Annotated in this window: 15 protein-coding genes; 2 read left to right on the forward strand and 13 right to left on the reverse strand. The window is 43.7% G+C overall.

Features of this window, described 5'->3' with window-relative positions:
• From AB4Z17_RS24165 to rpiA, 8 genes are all read right to left on the reverse strand, one after another.
• Positions 1 to 1,033, reverse strand: a 1,033-nt coding sequence (locus AB4Z17_RS24165) for a citrate/2-methylcitrate synthase (RefSeq protein ID WP_441962556.1), incomplete at its 3' end; no start/stop codon positions are given.
• Complete coding sequence (gene prpB / locus AB4Z17_RS24170) at positions 1,023 to 1,922, reverse strand: methylisocitrate lyase (RefSeq protein WP_441962558.1); 900 nt, start codon at positions 1,920 to 1,922, stop codon at positions 1,023 to 1,025. The genes AB4Z17_RS24165 and prpB, both read right to left, overlap by 11 nt.
• Positions 1,923 to 1,944: 22 nt before the next feature.
• Complete coding sequence (locus AB4Z17_RS24175) at positions 1,945 to 3,093, reverse strand: acyl-CoA dehydrogenase family protein (RefSeq protein WP_441962560.1); 1,149 nt, start codon at positions 3,091 to 3,093, stop codon at positions 1,945 to 1,947.
• 23 nt (positions 3,094 to 3,116) lie between these two features.
• Positions 3,117 to 3,980 (reverse strand): 3-hydroxybutyryl-CoA dehydrogenase, encoded by an 864-nt coding sequence (locus AB4Z17_RS24180; RefSeq protein WP_441962562.1) that lies wholly within the window; start codon positions 3,978 to 3,980, stop codon positions 3,117 to 3,119.
• 16 nt (positions 3,981 to 3,996) lie between these two features.
• Positions 3,997 to 5,169, reverse strand: coding sequence for an acetyl-CoA C-acetyltransferase (locus AB4Z17_RS24185; RefSeq protein WP_441962564.1), 1,173 nt, complete (start codon positions 5,167 to 5,169; stop codon positions 3,997 to 3,999).
• A gap of 13 nt (positions 5,170 to 5,182) precedes the next feature.
• The gene (locus AB4Z17_RS24190) at positions 5,183 to 6,322 is read right to left on the reverse strand and encodes an acyl-CoA dehydrogenase family protein (RefSeq protein ID WP_441962566.1); all 1,140 of its coding nucleotides are present in this window, start codon (positions 6,320 to 6,322) and stop codon (positions 5,183 to 5,185) included.
• 203 nt (positions 6,323 to 6,525) lie between these two features.
• Entirely contained in the window at positions 6,526 to 8,097 is a 1,572-nt protein-coding gene (locus AB4Z17_RS24195) for an ABC-F family ATP-binding cassette domain-containing protein (protein ID WP_441962568.1), read from the reverse strand.
• 82 nt (positions 8,098 to 8,179) lie between these two features.
• Positions 8,180 to 8,842 carry a ribose-5-phosphate isomerase RpiA gene (rpiA, locus tag AB4Z17_RS24200; protein WP_441962569.1) on the reverse strand — a complete coding sequence of 221 codons (663 nt, stop codon included), beginning with the start codon at positions 8,840 to 8,842 and terminating at the stop codon, positions 8,180 to 8,182.
• 198 nt (positions 8,843 to 9,040) lie between these two features.
• Here rpiA and AB4Z17_RS24205 point away from each other — a divergent pair, with 198 nt between their 5' ends.
• Positions 9,041 to 9,331: a hypothetical protein gene (locus AB4Z17_RS24205; RefSeq protein ID WP_076265938.1), complete on the forward strand. Its 291-nt coding sequence runs from the start codon at positions 9,041 to 9,043 to the stop codon at positions 9,329 to 9,331.
• A gap of 122 nt (positions 9,332 to 9,453) precedes the next feature.
• On the opposite strand, the gene AB4Z17_RS24210 is transcribed toward AB4Z17_RS24205, so the two are convergent.
• From AB4Z17_RS24210 to AB4Z17_RS24225, 4 genes are all read right to left on the reverse strand, one after another.
• On the reverse strand, positions 9,454 to 11,094 hold the full coding sequence (locus AB4Z17_RS24210) for a diguanylate cyclase (protein ID WP_441962571.1): 1,641 nt from the start codon (positions 11,092 to 11,094) through the stop codon (positions 9,454 to 9,456).
• Between the two features lie 18 nt (positions 11,095 to 11,112).
• Entirely contained in the window at positions 11,113 to 13,953 is a 2,841-nt protein-coding gene (locus AB4Z17_RS24215; protein ID WP_441962573.1) for an ATP-binding protein, read from the reverse strand.
• Positions 13,946 to 14,311 carry a response regulator transcription factor gene (locus AB4Z17_RS24220; protein WP_441962575.1) on the reverse strand — a complete coding sequence of 122 codons (366 nt, stop codon included), beginning with the start codon at positions 14,309 to 14,311 and terminating at the stop codon, positions 13,946 to 13,948. Before AB4Z17_RS24220 ends, AB4Z17_RS24215 begins: the two co-directional genes overlap by 8 nt.
• Positions 14,312 to 14,510: 199 nt before the next feature.
• Positions 14,511 to 14,777: a CD3324 family protein gene (locus AB4Z17_RS24225; RefSeq protein WP_441962576.1), complete on the reverse strand. Its 267-nt coding sequence runs from the start codon at positions 14,775 to 14,777 to the stop codon at positions 14,511 to 14,513.
• A 612-nt stretch (positions 14,778 to 15,389) separates the two neighbouring features.
• Between AB4Z17_RS24225 and AB4Z17_RS24230 the strand changes: the two genes are divergently transcribed.
• Positions 15,390 to 15,899, forward strand: a complete 510-nt coding sequence (locus AB4Z17_RS24230) for a C40 family peptidase (RefSeq protein WP_441962578.1) — start codon at positions 15,390 to 15,392, stop codon at positions 15,897 to 15,899.
• Positions 15,900 to 15,979: 80 nt separating this feature from the next.
• Here AB4Z17_RS24230 and AB4Z17_RS24235 read toward each other — a convergent pair.
• The coding region (locus AB4Z17_RS24235) for an HAD hydrolase family protein (protein ID WP_441962580.1) at positions 15,980 to 16,449 on the reverse strand (470 nt) is incomplete at its 5' end.

Raw genomic sequence — 16,449 nt, forward strand, 5'->3', positions numbered from 1 at the left:
GCTCAATGATATGGGAAGCCCAGCCGCTGGTACGAGAAATAACGAAGATCGGTGTAAAAAGTGAGGTTGGAATGCCCATAAATCGATAGGCTGACGCACTGTAAAAATCCAAATTAGCAAATAGTTTTTTCTCTTGCAGCATTATTTTCTCTATAGACTCGGAAATTGGATAAATGATTGAATTCTCAGCCCCTGCAGAGAGTCTATTTGACCAGTATTTAATAATATCGGATCGTGGGTCAGATACAGAATAAACACGATGTCCAAAGCCCATAATTAATTTTTTGTCCTTCAGCATTTGTCTAATCCCGATCTCGGCTTCGCTCACGCTGCCGAATTGTTCAATCAGCTCCATCGCGGCTTCGTTGGCACCACCGTGAAGAGGTCCGCGGAGTGTGCCGATGCCAGTCGTAATGGCGGAATACATATCTGATAAAGTAGATGCAGTAACACGTGCTGCAAATGTAGAAGCGTTGAATTCATGCTCCGCATACAGTACAAGTGAAACATCAAAAGCTTTCTCATGAAGCTCGTTCGGGCGTTGATCATGAAGCAGCTGCAGAAAATGTCCAGCAACACTTTGTTGATCGGTCTCTGTATCAATCCTTCTCCCACTCTTCTGATAATGATACCAATATAATAAAATAGAGGCGCTGCAGGCTATTAATCTATCAGCGATGTGGTAAGCGTCACGCTCCTCATTTTCTGGTTCGAACGCAGCTAACGCCGAAACCCCCGTACGAAGCACATCCATTGGGTGTGTGCTGCTCGGCAGCTGCTCCAATATGTTCAATACACCTGCTGGCAGTTGTCTAAGAGACGCAAGCTTCTCCCTGTAATCTTTTAACTGGACATCGCTTGGCAGTACTCCATATAACAGTAAAAAAGCAGTTTCTTCAAAGCTTCCATGAAGGGCGAGATCATCAATCGAATAACCTCGATAGGTTAAGCCCTTTCCCGCTTTCCCGACTGTCGAAATCGAGGTCTGTCCCGCTATAACGTCGGCGAGACCGCCTTGTTTTTTATTTGTCATGACGGTTCTCCTCCTCTTTGACTCCATAAAGCTGATCCAGCTTCTCTTCGTAGCTCAAATAATCGAGGAAATCATAAAGCTCTGCTCTAGTTTGCATAACATTTATGACATTTTTCTGTGTTCCTTCTTGTTTTATCGTTTCATAGACATGAAGAGCTGCTGCTGACATTGCGCGAAAGGCAGATAACGGATAAAGAGCTAAGCTGACACCTGCATGCTCAAGCTCTTTTATCGTATACAGCGGAGTTTGCCCGAACTCCGTAATGTTTGCGAGTATAGGAACCTTCACCGCATCAGCAAAGGCTTGATAATCCTCAAGTTTTGTTATTGCCTCAGGGAAAATCATATCTGCTCCGGCCTCCACACATGCGCATGCCCGTTCAATTGCAGCTTCTAATCCCTCAACCGCAAGCGCATCCGTGCGAGCCATAATGACAAACTGATCATCTTCTCTTGCGTCTGCAGCTGCTTTAATCCGATCAACCATTTCCTCCTTGCTTACGATTGCTTTGTTAGGGCGATGCCCGCAGCGTTTAGCCATGATTTGATCTTCAATATGAACGCCGGCGGCTCCCGCACGGTTCATCAGCTTAATCGTTCGCGCAATTTGGAAAGCTCCTCCAAAGCCCGTATCCACATCTACGAGCAGTGGCAGCTCTGTAACACTCGTTATTCTTCTTACATCCTCAAGACAATCCTGCAGCGTTGTAATCCCAAGATCAGGAAGACCGAACGACGCATTAGCAACACCTGCACCAGATAAATACAAAGCGCGAAACCCTGCTCTTTCCGCCATCATTGCCGAAAAGGCATTAATAGCGCCTGCGATCTGCAAAGGCTTCTCGACTTGAAGCGCCTCGCGAAATCGCTCTCCGGGAGTATGACCCATCTCGCCACCGCCTTTTTAGAAATCATAATGATTTGAGTATTTTGCCGCTGATTACGATTCGGTGAATTTCGTTCGTTCCCTCGTAAATTTGAGTGGCTTTCGCATCTCGGAACAGTCGTTCTATCGTTGATCCTTGCAGGCAGCTGTCTGATCCGAGCATTTGCATAGCCTGGCTAGTCACTGCAACTGCTGTATCAGATGCGAACATTTTGGCCATGGATGCTTCCTTCGTACAAGGCAAACCTTCCTGATGCAAATACGCCGCGCGATAAACGAGCAATCTCGCTGCCTCTACTTTAGCTGTTATGCCAGCGAGTTTAACTTGCTGATGCATTGCCTTCTGATCTGGCTTTATCAACATTGCAGCCTTCGGTTGGAAGCGGTCATTTAGAATGTTTAGCGCAGCTTGCGCAATTCCGAGCGCTTGGGCGCTGATTCCGATACGTCCGCCATCAAGGGAGCCTTTGGCTATGGAAAAGCCTTTGCCTTCTTCGCCAAGTCTATGGGAAACGGGTATCCTTAATTGATCAAATATAAGCTCACAAGTATTCGATCCGTGCAAACCTAATTTTTTTTCTTTTCTTCCGATCGTTAGCCCTTTTGTTTCACTTTCAATAATAAAAGCGGTAATGCCGTATGCCCCTTTGCTTGCATCAGTCACTGCAAATGCAACATAAACATTGGCTGCGCCGGCATTCGTGATAAATACCTTTGATCCGTTCAGAACATAATATTCTCCGTCTAATACTGCTGTTGTTCGAATAGAGGATGCGTCCGAACCCGCGTGAGGCTCTGTCAAAGCGAACGCGCCTAAGCGCTCACCCGAAGCAAGCTCGGGAACATATCTTGATATTTGAGCTTGCGTACCATAATGCAGGATCGGCAAAGTGCAAACCGAAGTATGAACGGACAAGATGACGCCAAGCGCCGCGCTTATCTTTGATATTTCGTTAACCGCAGCAATGTAGGAAATAAAATCGCAGCCTGCTCCTCCCCATTGCTTAGGAATTGGAATGCCCATAAATCCTGCTTGTGATAGTTTTTCAATGAGAAGGGTGGGAAATTGATCATGTTGCTCCATGATCGGCACAACGCTGGCTACTTCTGTCTCTGCAAAACGTCGTACTGCTTGTTGCAGCTCTAACTGTTCCTTTGAAAGTCGGAGTTCCATCGCCCGTCTCCCTTCGGATATACCTATCCCTTCTCATTCGAGTACACATAAAAGCCGCGTCCTGCTTTCCTGCCTAGCCAGCCAGCCTGCACATATTTGCGCAGCAGCGGGCATGGTCTATACTTTGAATCGCCGAATCCGGCCTGCAGTGTCTCCATGATAGCTAAGCAAGTATCGAGTCCAATAAAGTCGGCAAGCGTAAGCGGACCCATCGGATGGTTCATGCCAAGCCTCATCACTTGGTCTACAGCATCAGGCTTAGCGACCCCCTCATACACCGTGTAAATCGCTTCATTTATCATAGGCATCAGAATTCGATTGGAGACAAAGCCAGGGAAATCTTGAACCTCAATCGACGTTTTTTTGATTGTGTGTGTCAATGCTTTTATTTTTTCAAATGTATCACTCGAAGTCTCAAGTCCTTTAATAATTTCGACTAATGGCATAATAGGTACGGGGTTCATGAAATGCATGCCGATTACACGCGATGCTCTTTTTGTTGCTGAAGCTATCTCTGTAATCGATAACGAGGACGTATTGGTAGCCAAAATGGCATTTGGTTGACAAATTTGATCAAGCTTCTCAAAAAGCGCTTTTTTCATCGCTATATTCTCTGGCGCAGCTTCAATTATTAGATCAGAGCGATTGGCGCACATTAAGTCTGTCGAAGGTATAATGGATTTTATGGTCTGAGTTCGATCAGCCTCGCTAATATTTCCTTTGGCAGCAAGTCGAGCCAGCGAAGAATTAATTGTGGCAATCCCCCTTGCCACGGCAGCTTGCTCAATATCGTAAAGTGTTACCTGCAACCCATTTTGCGCTAATGTCTGTGCAATTCCGCTGCCCATTTGTCCAGCTCCAATTACTGTAACGGTTTGGATAATCATGAGCACCCCCTTTGCCTTAGCCCTCCACCTGAATGAGCATGGCATCACCCTGGGCTCCGCCGCTGCAGATGGCAGCAATGCCTAAACCGCCGCCGCGGCGCTTAAGTTCGTAAATTAAAGTGAGTAAAATTCTTGCGCCGCTTGCACCGATTGGATGTCCAAGCGCAATCGCACCGCCATTTACATTGACCTTCTCCTCATCCCAGCCTACTATTTTCCCGCAGCTTAGGATGACGGAGGCAAATGCTTCGTTCACCTCAAATAAATCAATGTTTTTTAAAGGAATGCCCGTTTTTCGCAATAGCTTTTGGATTGCAAGCGCTGGCGCAGCAGCTAAATTAGGAGCACTCGCACCAATGGTGCTATGTCCGATAATTTTGGCAAGCGGCTTGTGTCCGCCTCGTATCGCTTCTTCCTCCGACATGAGGAGCATAGCGGCGGCGCCGTCATTCACACTAGGAGCATTCCCAGCCGTAATCGTACCGCTCGGACCATGAATCGGTTTTAGCAGCGCAAGCTTTGACAAATCCGTATTAAAACGTGGTCCTTCGTCGATGGCCAAGATAGCGTTTGCAGAAGTGTAGTAAGGCTCAACTTCATCCTCAAATAATCGCAGATTTGCCGCAGTGCTCGCTCGGTCATGACTCCTTAATGCCCRTTCATCTTGTTCCATTCGGCTAATATTATGATCTGATGCAATTTTGTTGCCATAAACAGCCATCAGTACATCTTCGAAAGGACAAAGCAAACCATCATGAATCAATAAATCCGTCAGTTCGGCATTTCCCAGCTTGTTTCCCCATCTAGCCGTTCGAACAGCAAATGGGGCTTGACTCATGCTCTCCATTCCACCAGCTAATATTATGTTTGCATCTCCAGCACGTATGACCTGATCTGCCATAGAGATGGCTCGCAAGCCCGAAGCACAAACTTTGTTAATCGTTTCCGCTGGAACGCTCCAATCGATCCCGGCAAGAATGGCAGCTTGTCGAGCTGGATTTTGACCGCAGCCTGCTTGAAGCACCAGTCCCATCATGACGGCATCAGCTTGACTTGCGTGTATGCCTGCTTGCTGCATGGCTCCTTTAATTACGGCAGCGCCCAGATCAACGGCTTTCTCATTTTTGAACATGCCGCCTAGCTTTCCGAATGCTGTTCGTTTCCCTCCTATAATAACGGTCTGGCGCATGGTGATATACCTCCTACTCCTTCAGCATCCGATGGATGCAATCCACTTCCATCCCGCCCATTCCAAGCCCCGTTTCCACACATTTTGCATCCCTTAAAAAACGTTCCATCCGATATTCTTGCATATAGCCATAACCGCCAAATATTTGTACAGCCTCAATCGCAACGGCAACAGCCATTTCTGCCGCGAACTTACGCGCGATGGCGGCTTCCTTTGCAAAGCTTAAGCCTTCATCCTTGCGCCACGCCGCTTGATAAGCGAGAAGTCTGGCTGCTTCCAGCTGAGTTGCCATATCTGCAAGCTTGAAAGAGATGCCTTGCTGCTTTCCAATTAAATGACCGAATTGCTTGCGCTCCTTGGCATAGGCAGCTGCAGCCTCAAAAGCTCCTTGGGCAATGCCAATGGATTGCGCAGCTGCACTCAAATGCCCGATATCGATGGAATTCAAAATGATTTCAAACCCTTGACCATCTTTTCCGATTTTGTTTGTCTCAGATAACTCATATTTATCCAGCTTCACATTTGAAATGTGGAAAGAACGCAATCCCATCGTTCGTACTCGCTGCCCTATTTGCCATCCAGCTTTACTCGTTTCTATTAAAAAAGCTGTACATGGCGATTTCTTTCGTTCTAACTCCGTCTTTGCAATAACAATGCAATAATCCGCAATATCTCCATGAATGACACATGTATGCTCGCCGCTTAACTCCCAGTGATCTCCTCGTCGACGTGCTGAAATGCTGCTGCACAATCCCTCGTTCCCCACTACTGTCGATGGCAGAGCGCATCCACCCAGCTTTGCACCTTTTGCGAGGTCCTTAAGATACAAAGCTTTTAAAGCGTCGCCGCCAAAAGTGAAAATCGGCATAGCAGCATAAACCGTATGGGCGGCAAGCTGAGCAGCTGTAGAAGCGCAGACACGAGCCAGTTCTTCTATTACAATAATGAAAGTCATCCAATCGCTGCCGGCACCGCCATTTAAGTCATCAATAGGTATGCCTGTTATGCCAAGCTTAGCCAATTGGTCAAATAATGATCGATCAAACTGCTCCTTCTCATCACGTTCGACTGCTCTAGTTGCAACCTCGCTTTCTGCAAATTCCCTTAACACTGCGTGAGTCATTTCCAGCTCATCGGATATAGAAAATTGCATCTCACTCCACTCCTTCTTAGACGAGGCATGGTTAGTGGACAATGTTCGACGGTATCCGCACGTATCGTAGTATATGAAGACAGACCGCTGAAACATGACTTCGATCTCCCGCCATATATGCAGCTTATCTTTATTATTTGAGCTCGGATAAACAAAAAAAAGCCAACCCCATTAGGTTGGCTTATACTATGTTTTGCTGTGAGCTATACACTTTGTTGAGTAATTACTCCACCCGGTTCGAAGGTCAGCAGCTTTGTAGCAATTTTATCAATGAAGAAACGATCATGGCTTACGGTGAGTACTGCTCCAGGGAAATGAATTAACGCCTGCTCCATCACCTGTATGCTGGTCAAATCCAGATGATTGGTAGGCTCATCCAAAATGATTAGTTCGGCGCCGGACAGCAAACATTTTGCGAGTGCCACACGTGCCTGTTGTCCGCCGGATAAGCTTCCGATCACTTTTTGAAGGTCTGCTTCCGAGAACTGCAGCATAGAAAGAAACTTATTCACTTTCTTGCGAGGGGCATTAAGTCCAAGGCCATAGATGTTTACTGCATGGCTTACCGTATCCTTCTGATCGAGCTCGTCCCACATGCGATTGAAATAGGCGTAGCTTACGCCTTTGCTAAACTGCACGGCACCTGAATCAGCCGGTTCTTGTCCTGTTAGCACTTTAATTAAAGTGGATTTTCCGCTGCCATTTGAACCGATAATAGCAATCCGGTCTTCCTTCTGGATATCAAAGCTGACATCTTGAAAGATAACACGCTCAGCATAGTTTTTGCTTATTGCATCGACAGTGCATAAGTTGTCTGGAAAACGCAAATTTTCATAAATATCAGTAATCAGAACGTTTACAGGATGCGGCTCTACTCTTTTCTTCATATCTGCCAGCTTCCGCGACAGACGATCTTTGGAACATTTCCTGCTCGAACGGTTGTCGATTTCCTCCGCTTCCATAAGCAGAAGCTCCTCTTCCCATTCGAACTGCCGATCAAGTTCTTTTTTGCGCAGCTTCTTCTTCCGAATATAATCGGTATAATTGCCTTCGTATTCTTGAAAATGATAATTTTCAATCTCAATGGTACGAGTCACTACCCTGTCAATAAACYGCCGATCATGAGATACCAAAATCATTGTGCCGCTAAAGCGATTTAACCATTGCTCCAGCCAAGCAAGACCTTCGAGGTCTAGAAAGTTCGTCGGCTCATCAAGAAGTACGACGTCAGGCAGCTCAATTAACATTTTGGCTAGTGCGGCGCGGTTGCGCCAGCCGCCTGACAATTGATCGATAGGCTGTTGACGCGATTGCTCATCAAATCCAAGCTTAGTGAGTACGGTATCGATCTCTACAGCAGCATTCCAGCCATTATGATGCTCCATCTGCTCGAAGAGATCTGCTTGACGATTCAGCAGCTGATCCATTTCATCAGCATCAACGGTAATACCAAGCTTTTCTCCGATTTCCTGAAGCTCGCGTTCGATGCTCCAAATATGCTCATAACAAAGCTCCAGCTCTTGTTTGACGGAACGATTGCCGCTCAGCTCTGTGAACTGTGAGAAGTAGCTCACCTTGACCTTCGGATCAACCTCTACCTTCCCTGCCGTAGGCTCTTCTCTGCCTAAAATAAGTTTAAATACGGTTGATTTTCCTGCGCCGTTACGGCCTATAAGACCGATTCGTTCCCCTTTGTTTATACGAAAATAAATATCTCGAAAAATAAGTGTATCTTCATACTTTTTCGTTACGTTCTCCAACCGAATGACGCTCATGTCGCTCACCTCTGTATATGGTTGTAAACCACTTTCGGGTGATGTGTCAAGCTAAGTGCAGCATACATCTATTAGACAGCATTTACAGCAGCTTCACTGTACCATTGGCATAACCTACGATGACCTTCGTTGCCATACCAATAAACAGACCGTTATCGACGACACCAGGTATGAGATTCAATGTATGTTCCAGCTGTTCTGCTTGCGAAATGGTACCAAACTGACAATCTACAATATAGTTGCCATTATCCGTTACAAACATTTGATTTTCATTCGTTCTAATACTCGTCTCAGCTCCAAGATTACGCAGTTTTCTTATTGTCATTTCGTAACCAAACGGAACGATTTCTACCGGGAGCGGGAAACGTCCCAATTGCCCGACATGCTTGCTTTCATCTACGATGATAATTAGCTGCTTACTGGCGGCAGCTACGATTTTCTCTCGGAGCAGCGCGCCTCCTCCGCCCTTGATTAAGTTCCATTCGTTATTTACTTCATCTGCGCCGTCAATTGTCACATCAATTTGCTCAATCTCTGCGAATGGAAGCATCGTAATGCCAAGCTCTATCGCAAGCTCTTCAGAAGCTCTCGACGTAGCAATTGCTTTAATCGATAGGCCTTCCTTTACTTTTTGGCCGATTTTTTGAATCGCCCAATAAGCAGTTGATCCTGTTCCTAATCCCACGACCATTCCGTCCTTAAGAAACTCGACAGCTTTTTCGGCGGCTAATTTTTTTGAGTCCATTTATACAGCTCCTTCACTTAATCAATCGTATTTTGTAAAAAAATATTGTACTCACTATATTAATGGAGAGTCATCTCAAATGAACGCTATTTATGTCGTTAATTATTATTTTTCACATGCATCAACCGACAAACATCACATCACGAATCTGATAGACTAGCAATTAGGTTGTCCCACCACAGAATAGGAGCGCTGATTATGCACACAATTTCGAATGAACATTTTACGAATGAAACGATTGCTTTTGACGGATTCAGCTTTATCGGATGTACCTTTTCGAACTGCGTCATTATTATCACTACACTGGACTTTAATTTTGAACGATGCTCTTTTTATGATTCTTCCCTGCACGTCAACCCAAAACTTCCCATATTTGCGATCTCTCACAAGCTTTCACAGTCTACTTATGATTCAGACACGAACTGTTATCAGAACGATTATAAGTATCCCCAAACCGTTGTAGAATTGCCGGAAGCCGTCCATCGCTGATTCGGTCTAATTTTTCTAAACATACTATTCCCTAATAGGGAATGCAAGTCTGTAATCATAGGATGCCCTATAAAAAAATCGCGCTTCTTATCGAAGCGCGATTTTTTGTGCTATTCCTTAATCTAGTTAACGATTCGACTAGCCAATCGTTCGATTCTCAGCACAAGCTCCTGCATATGAAATGGCTTAACGACGTAATCATCTGCACCAATTTGAAGTGCATTGACGATATCAGAGGTATTATTGCGGGCCGTCAGCATGACGATCAACAGCTGTTGTTCAGGATAATTGAGGCGCAGCTCCTTTAATACCTCTAATCCGTCCAAATCAGGCATAGAGCCATCGAGCAGGATAATAAACTTTTCACTCTCTTTGTACCAGTTGGAGGATAAGAACGTTCTACCGTCTGCATAGCCTTCTGCTTTTACCTTCGTATGATTTGTAGGTTTCCAGTTAAAAAAACGATTGATGATAATTTCTCGGATTAATGGATCATCATCAACGACAATGATGTTTAATATCGATTCGTTTTTGGAATGGATTAACGCCTTGGAATAAACAACCGTTTGGTTTCTTCCTCCGCGTTTCCCACTGTATAAAGCTTGATCCGCTTCATCTACCAGTGTAGCAGAATGGCTATTAAGTTCCGTTATTTCCGTGATTCCTGATGAAAATGTGACTTGGAAGTTAGAATCACTCGTTTGAAATTTAATAGCATTAAATTTAGTGCGTAGACGCTCCATAAGAAAAGCCGCTTGAACTGCATCCGTGTTCGGTAAAATGAGAGCAAATTCTTCCCCGCCATATCGACATAAAATGTCTCTTGGTCTGATCGCATGTTGTGTAGTTGCCACAAAGGCTTGAAGCACCTCATCCCCTTGAAGATGACCATAGGTATCATTAACAAGCTTGAAGTAATCCAAATCAATCATAACGAGCGAAAAAATATCGTTTGAGCGCTTAAAGCTGTCGATATGCTGCCGCATCATTTGATTGAAATGCTTGCGATTGTAAGCGCCTGTTAACTCATCAATAATGATCGAGCGTTCCCAGTCCATCTTCATCGCAAATCGATTGTCGATGAGAGCCTTAAGCAGCTCAACATCAAACGGCTTGGCAAGAAAGTCCATCGCACCGGATCGATAGGCGTTAACTTGATTTTCGACGGATACATTCCCGCTGACCATAATAATCGGAATATGCTGCTGCTTCGCCTTATCAACGATTTGATTAAGAACATACATGCCGCTTCGATCGGGCAACACGATATCAAGAAGGATGAGATTAGGCTTCCATTCGTAGAACAGCTTTAAACCGCGCTCCGCATTCAGAGCAATGCTTACTGGATAATCATTTTTCTCTAAAACTTCTTTGACATAGGTTACAAATTCAACATCATCATCAATGACAAGTACACGATTGTGATGCTTTGAATGATCATCAAGGGAATCGGCCTGACCCTCATTTGCATTGTCGAGTCCGTCTAGCAGCTGCAGTACTTGAGGAAACATGGCCGTTAGTGGCAGCAAATGCTCTGACCACTCCTCGCGTATGTACGTTTTTTTGCTTTTTTCAGAAAATAATTGTTCTTTGGATTCCGAAAACTTTTCAACCTCACGCAGCCCAATTGTACCGCTTGTCCCTTTAAGATTATGGAAAAATCGATGAATATCTTGTTCCTCAACTGCTGTTTGATTGGACCAATCATCGATCGTCTGTGTAATTCGCTGTTGAATCAGCTGTTTATATTTTTCCGTCTTCATGAAAATGGGCTCCCCCAATTATCGCAGCAAACGAGAGATTGCTGCACTTAGTCTGCCAGGTAAATAGGGTTTCACAAGGAATTCATTAATTCCCCATTGTGCAGCTTTTTCTTTCTCTTCGAAGGCGCTCGAAATGATGATTGGCGTATTTAGCAATACATCGGATTTCTTGATTTTGCTAATAATATCCCAGCCGGTAATTCCTGATTCCAGCATCAGATCGATGACCACGATATCCGGTTTGAGCTGTTCAATTGCATTCATAGCCAATCCACCTTCTGTGAACAGGTGAACATGAAATCCACTAGACCTCAATTCATCACGGAGTAAAGTGGACAAATTAAGGTCGTTTTCAATCAGCATCACTTGAATGGACGTCTCAGAAGAAGTATTTTCCTTCAACTCATCGTTTTGTATTCGTTCTTGCTGCCTAGCCAGTGGAAGCGTCACGATAAAGGTACTTCCATGTCCGAACTCGGAAAAAACCTCTATTTTGCCATCATGCCTTGTAACAATCTCTTTTACGATTGCTAAGCCTAAGCCAGTCCCGCCAATTTCTCTTCGATCTGAATTATCGACACGATAAAACTTGTTGAAGAGATTAGGCAGTGCATCCTTTGGAATGCCAAGTCCCTGATCTTCTAAACGTATGACGATCATATCTTTGTTAATGCAGCTAAACAAAGTGATTTGTCCGCCATTTGGCGAGTATTTAATTGCGTTGCTCAATAAATTAATGAATACCTGAAGCATTTTATCTTTATCTGCAATTACAATTGCTTCTTGTGCATCATTTTGCCATGTGATTTGATGGATGCTGGTAGACATTTGCTGCATGTCGATGGCTTCTTTAATTAATGGCGTTAACGATGTGCTTTTCATTTCATATGTTTGTTTACCTGATTCCATTCGTTGCAAATCTAAAAAGTCATTAATTAACGTCGTTAATCTTCTTGCTTCTTGATAAATCGTCGATACATATTTCCGCTGGCGCTCCGGCTTCAGTTCCCGGTGAAGCAGCAGCTCTGCGAATCCAAGCACACTTGCAAGCGGCGTCCGCAGCTCATGACTAACTGTACTTACAAACTCAGATTTCATCCGGTCAACCTCGTACTCCTTCGTGATGTCACGGTGAACGAGCAATAACCCGAATTGTTGACCATTGCGGTACAAGGGCTCGCAATAAATTTGAATGAATTTTCTTTCTGGTTCTGTAATTTCATAGTTCATACTGCGCAAGCCATTATAATGTCCATTTGAGATAAGCCCAGTCATAAATTGAATTAACGATTCAGAATCAACAACAGAGGATTGGACAAAACCTTTGAATTGCTCAAAAGGCATATTAATTGTTCCTTTTTCATGATTGAAAAATCCGAATATCTCAGCCATTTTGTGATTAATTTGAAGCGTGCTGCCATCTAGATCAAGCAATTGGATGCCTTCTTGAATGGTGTTCAGTATATCTCCAGTCATCAAGCGCTGCTTCTCCGACAGCTCGTACAAATGCAGTTTATCGAAGGCTAATGATACTTGTGTCATCATGCCAACGATCTCTTCTTCCTCTTGCTTCGTAATCGTACGATTGACCTTCGTAATAACTAGGCAGGCAACCATTTCTTCTGATGCATTCAAAATGGGCAAGATTAAATCGGTAGCCTTCATAGCAGAATCGTGATATCCCTGTTCGCCTAGTGAACATTCACGAATCATACTGTATGCTTGTTTGGTCTGTGAGGCACGTAATACGATGCCATCTTCCATTTGCTCAATAAACTGTTTGGCTGAAGCATTGGAAATCCCTACAGATGCGCAATCATGCTCTCTATTCATCATCACAATTAAGCCTTTATCGGAATCRGTGATAGCGACAATATTAGAAATGATGCTTTGCAGCAGCTCTTGTTTATCGAGGGTATTAGAGAGGGATTGTACAAGCTGGTTGCGCTTCTCCAAATATTTCTCATTTTGCTCCATTACGCCTACGGCGATCTGCAGTTCCTCTTGCTGCGCCTGCAGCTCATCCTGCTGCGCAATAAGTTCTTCGTTTTGAGCGAGAAGCTCCTCTTCTTTGCTTTGGATTTGCGTCATCATTTTCTTAAAGGTTCGTGCCAGCTCTCCAAGCTCATCTTCTCTTGTGAGATCCTCCGGCTCCGAATATTCACCATTCGCGAACTCACGAGCGTGGTTCGTCAATCTCATGAGCGGCACGCCAATATCTCTAGCCACTTTTCTCGTAATAAATGAAGATATAATTAAGATAAGAATGATGTAGCCTATTAATATAACGGCTTGAAGCGTCAAGCTGCGAAATAATTCATCGTTTTTTTGCTCAGCAAGCAGCTGTACTTGTTTCTCAAAATCACGTGAATAGCTAATTAGTTTATTTACAGGGTTATCCTCACCTGCGGATACGAGGACGCGAAGCGCTTCATAATTTTGAGCTTTTGAATATTCGATAGCTTTAGGCAAAATGTTTTCAAAGTAATCGACGAAAAAGGACTCAATATTGTTCATCACTTCTTGTTCCGTTGCATTAATCGGATAAGTCTTGATTTTTGCTAGAGATTGATCGAGCAGCTTCTTCTCTGAAAAAATCTGCTTATATTCGAAATCTGTCAAATAGACATAGTAGCCGCGGGCTCTCAAAATAATATCATTGGAATGATCGGCAATTTGCGCGACAAGCTCTTGTTTCTCTCTCATTTGAACCGTTTCGGACTCATAATTTTTCAATATAATAATCGAGCTTGTCAGCACGGTAACAGCCCCAATAAGAATAAGCGATAAAGCGAGCACCATCATCGCTACGAACTGTCGTGTAATTCTTTTCTTATAGAAGAGACGCAGCTTACCCACGTAACATCTCCTCTACCTTATCGATTAGCTCAAGCGGACTGAAGGGCTTAGACATAAAGCCATCGGCGCCAGCAAGCAGCACTTTCTCTTGTTCGGATTGCTGGCTTTTCGCTGACAGCATAAGAATGCATGAATGCTTGCGATCCTCCAGCAGCCTTGTTTTCTCAATGACTTCAATACCTGTCATCTTAGGCATCATGTAGTCAAGAATAATTAAATCAAAGTTAGTGTCCACAATTTTTTGTAACGCTTCTTCCCCATCAGCCGCTTCCTCGAGCGCATAACCTTCATCTTCGAGCGTATCCATAATAAGCATGCGCAGAACCGGCTCGTCTTCTGCAATTAATAATGTTTTCATTTTCTAATCCTCCACTGCCATTTGTTCTTGTGTTCATTCGACATCTATCGTCAAAATTGCATCCATTAACCATTCGACGTTCGACAAAAAATCCCTTTTAAAGGTTTGTCTTAGTTTTGTCAATCCTACTTTTTTCTCAATAATGACAACAAAAAAAGCAGATGCTCGCGGCAATCTGCTTTTTTTCAATATTTTTTCATTATCGTGATTTAACAATGATCTTACGAWTGCTTTCGCACGATAAATGATATTTCCGCTCTAGATCAGCAACAGTCCAACCATTCGAATAATACAGGTAAATTTCTTTGTTACGTTCGGCAAGCAGCTTCCGTGTGCCGCTTACCTCACCCCAATGCGCGCGTTTCTCCGCTAGCTTAGGCACATAGATCAAATCACCTTGAATGTATTTTTGCAGCTCTTGCAATAGACTAGGGGGAAGCACGTCTCTCCCATTTTTGTAGTTCACAATAAATGTCCTCCTCGAACAAGCTAATCTTTTTAGAGTTGTTTGCAGCAGTAGTGTTAATCAACATTTTTTGCTTCCTCCTTTCGTTTTTTGGTAACGCTGAGTTTTTGTTGCAAGCAATAAAAGCCATGGATGTTATTCCCTCCACTTGAACTTCTTTCTTGTTGCACTTTCTTATTATATTGTAAGCATTTTCAGATGACAAGAAATGTTTAACAATAATTCCATTAATAATGGTTAGAACATTTTTAAAAGTAAAAAGGAGACCTTGCGGTCTCCTTCTAATGAGCGATCTCCGTTAAACGGAGATCACCTCCAGGTTGTTAATCAAATCGATCAGCTCCTTTCCTCAAGATTCGTCGGCCCGACTTCATCAGTATATATCCTGTATCCAGCTTGGCGATAGAGTAAAAACACTTATAAATGAACTTTACCAAATGGACAGCTGTCAAGTGAGAAAAAGTGAGTATTTTATCATCACTTTTTAATAAAGTTGTTTTTATTCAGCAGCAGCAAGGGTTTGCTTCCTCATAGGTAATTAGTGGGCATTTAATCTATGTTATGGTATTCCTAGCTCAACACACAGACTACCTAATTTCAAGGAGGAACATCATGAATAACACAAAAAACAAAAAGATTAGTAGACTTATCGCAGGTGTTGGAATCAGCTTATCTATTGCCATTGCCAGCGTGCCTGTCATAGCGCCTCAAGAAGCAAACGCAGCAACGGTATCAAGTACGTCCAAAGCAAACAGCGTCATTGCAACTGGAAAAAAATATTTGGGCGTGCCTTATAAATTTGGTGCAAAATCAGGGATTACTAGCGCGTTTGACTGCTCGTCTTTCACTCAATACGTATTTAAGAAAAATGGCATTAACTTGCCAAGATCTTCTAAGCAGCAATCGAAATCCGGCACTTATGTTTCGAAAAGCAATCTTAAACCAGGTGATCTTGTTTTCTCTGACACGAATCGTGATGGCATCATCAATCACGTAAGCATATATATCGGTAATGATAAACTCCTTCACACTTACAGAGTAGGTGTAGGCGTAACTATCTCCAAATTCTCAGGCAGCACATGGGACAAGCGTTATGTAACTGCTAGACGCGTAATTAAATAGAGCGATAATAGGCAGATTTCTATCATAGAGATCTGCCTTTTTTATTTTACACATGTGAAGAATCGCGAGGCGTGCCTTCGCTATTCTTTTAATAAACCAAGCATGCGCAGGCCATACATAATGCCGTCCTCTGTTACATCCTTCGTTACATAACGTGCGGCTTGCTTCACTTCATCGGGTGCATTGCCCATCGCAACGCTGTGATAGACATATTGCATCATTTCCAGATCGTTTAAACCGTCGCCAAATGCATAAATATTTTCACGGTCGAAACCGGATCGTTCAACAAGAGCATGAATTCCTTTTGCCTTTGAGCCACCAGGCGGTAAAATGTCACTGCCAAACAAATGCCAACGAATGAAGCCGAGCTCAGAAAAATTTTCCTTGTAGCAGCCCTCATCCTCTTTCTTGCAATAAAGCAGGCACTGATAAATATCTTTTCCTACATAATAATCAGGCTCCATTGGCGGCAGCTTCTTTTTTAACGGTTCGTGGGCATCCTCTAAATAAGCGGTTTCATGTGTGCTGGAGCGCATACCTTCCGGTGTCA

The sequence above is a fragment of the Paenibacillus sp. TAF43_2 genome (assembly GCF_052113545.1).
Taxonomy (GTDB): Bacteria; Bacillota; Bacilli; order Paenibacillales; family Paenibacillaceae; genus Pristimantibacillus.

Excerpts from the sequence above, each read along its gene's own strand:
- AB4Z17_RS24230 (WP_441962578.1), top strand. The coding sequence starts at position 15,390 with ATGAATAACACAAAAAACAAAAAGATTAGTAGACTTATCGCAGGTGTT.
- rpiA (WP_441962569.1), bottom strand. The coding sequence starts at position 8,842 with ATGGACTCAAAAAAATTAGCCGCCGAAAAAGCTGTCGAGTTTCTTAAG.
- AB4Z17_RS24180 (WP_441962562.1), bottom strand. The coding sequence starts at position 3,980 with ATGATTATCCAAACCGTTACAGTAATTGGAGCTGGACAAATGGGCAGC.
- AB4Z17_RS24175 (WP_441962560.1), bottom strand. The coding sequence starts at position 3,093 with ATGGAACTCCGACTTTCAAAGGAACAGTTAGAGCTGCAACAAGCAGTA.
- AB4Z17_RS24190 (WP_441962566.1), bottom strand. The coding sequence starts at position 6,322 with ATGCAATTTTCTATATCCGATGAGCTGGAAATGACTCACGCAGTGTTA.
- AB4Z17_RS24210 (WP_441962571.1), bottom strand. The coding sequence starts at position 11,094 with ATGAAGACGGAAAAATATAAACAGCTGATTCAACAGCGAATTACACAG.
- AB4Z17_RS24205 (WP_076265938.1), top strand. The coding sequence starts at position 9,041 with ATGCACACAATTTCGAATGAACATTTTACGAATGAAACGATTGCTTTT.
- AB4Z17_RS24220 (WP_441962575.1), bottom strand. The coding sequence starts at position 14,311 with ATGAAAACATTATTAATTGCAGAAGACGAGCCGGTTCTGCGCATGCTT.
- prpB (WP_441962558.1), bottom strand. The coding sequence starts at position 1,922 with ATGGGTCATACTCCCGGAGAGCGATTTCGCGAGGCGCTTCAAGTCGAG.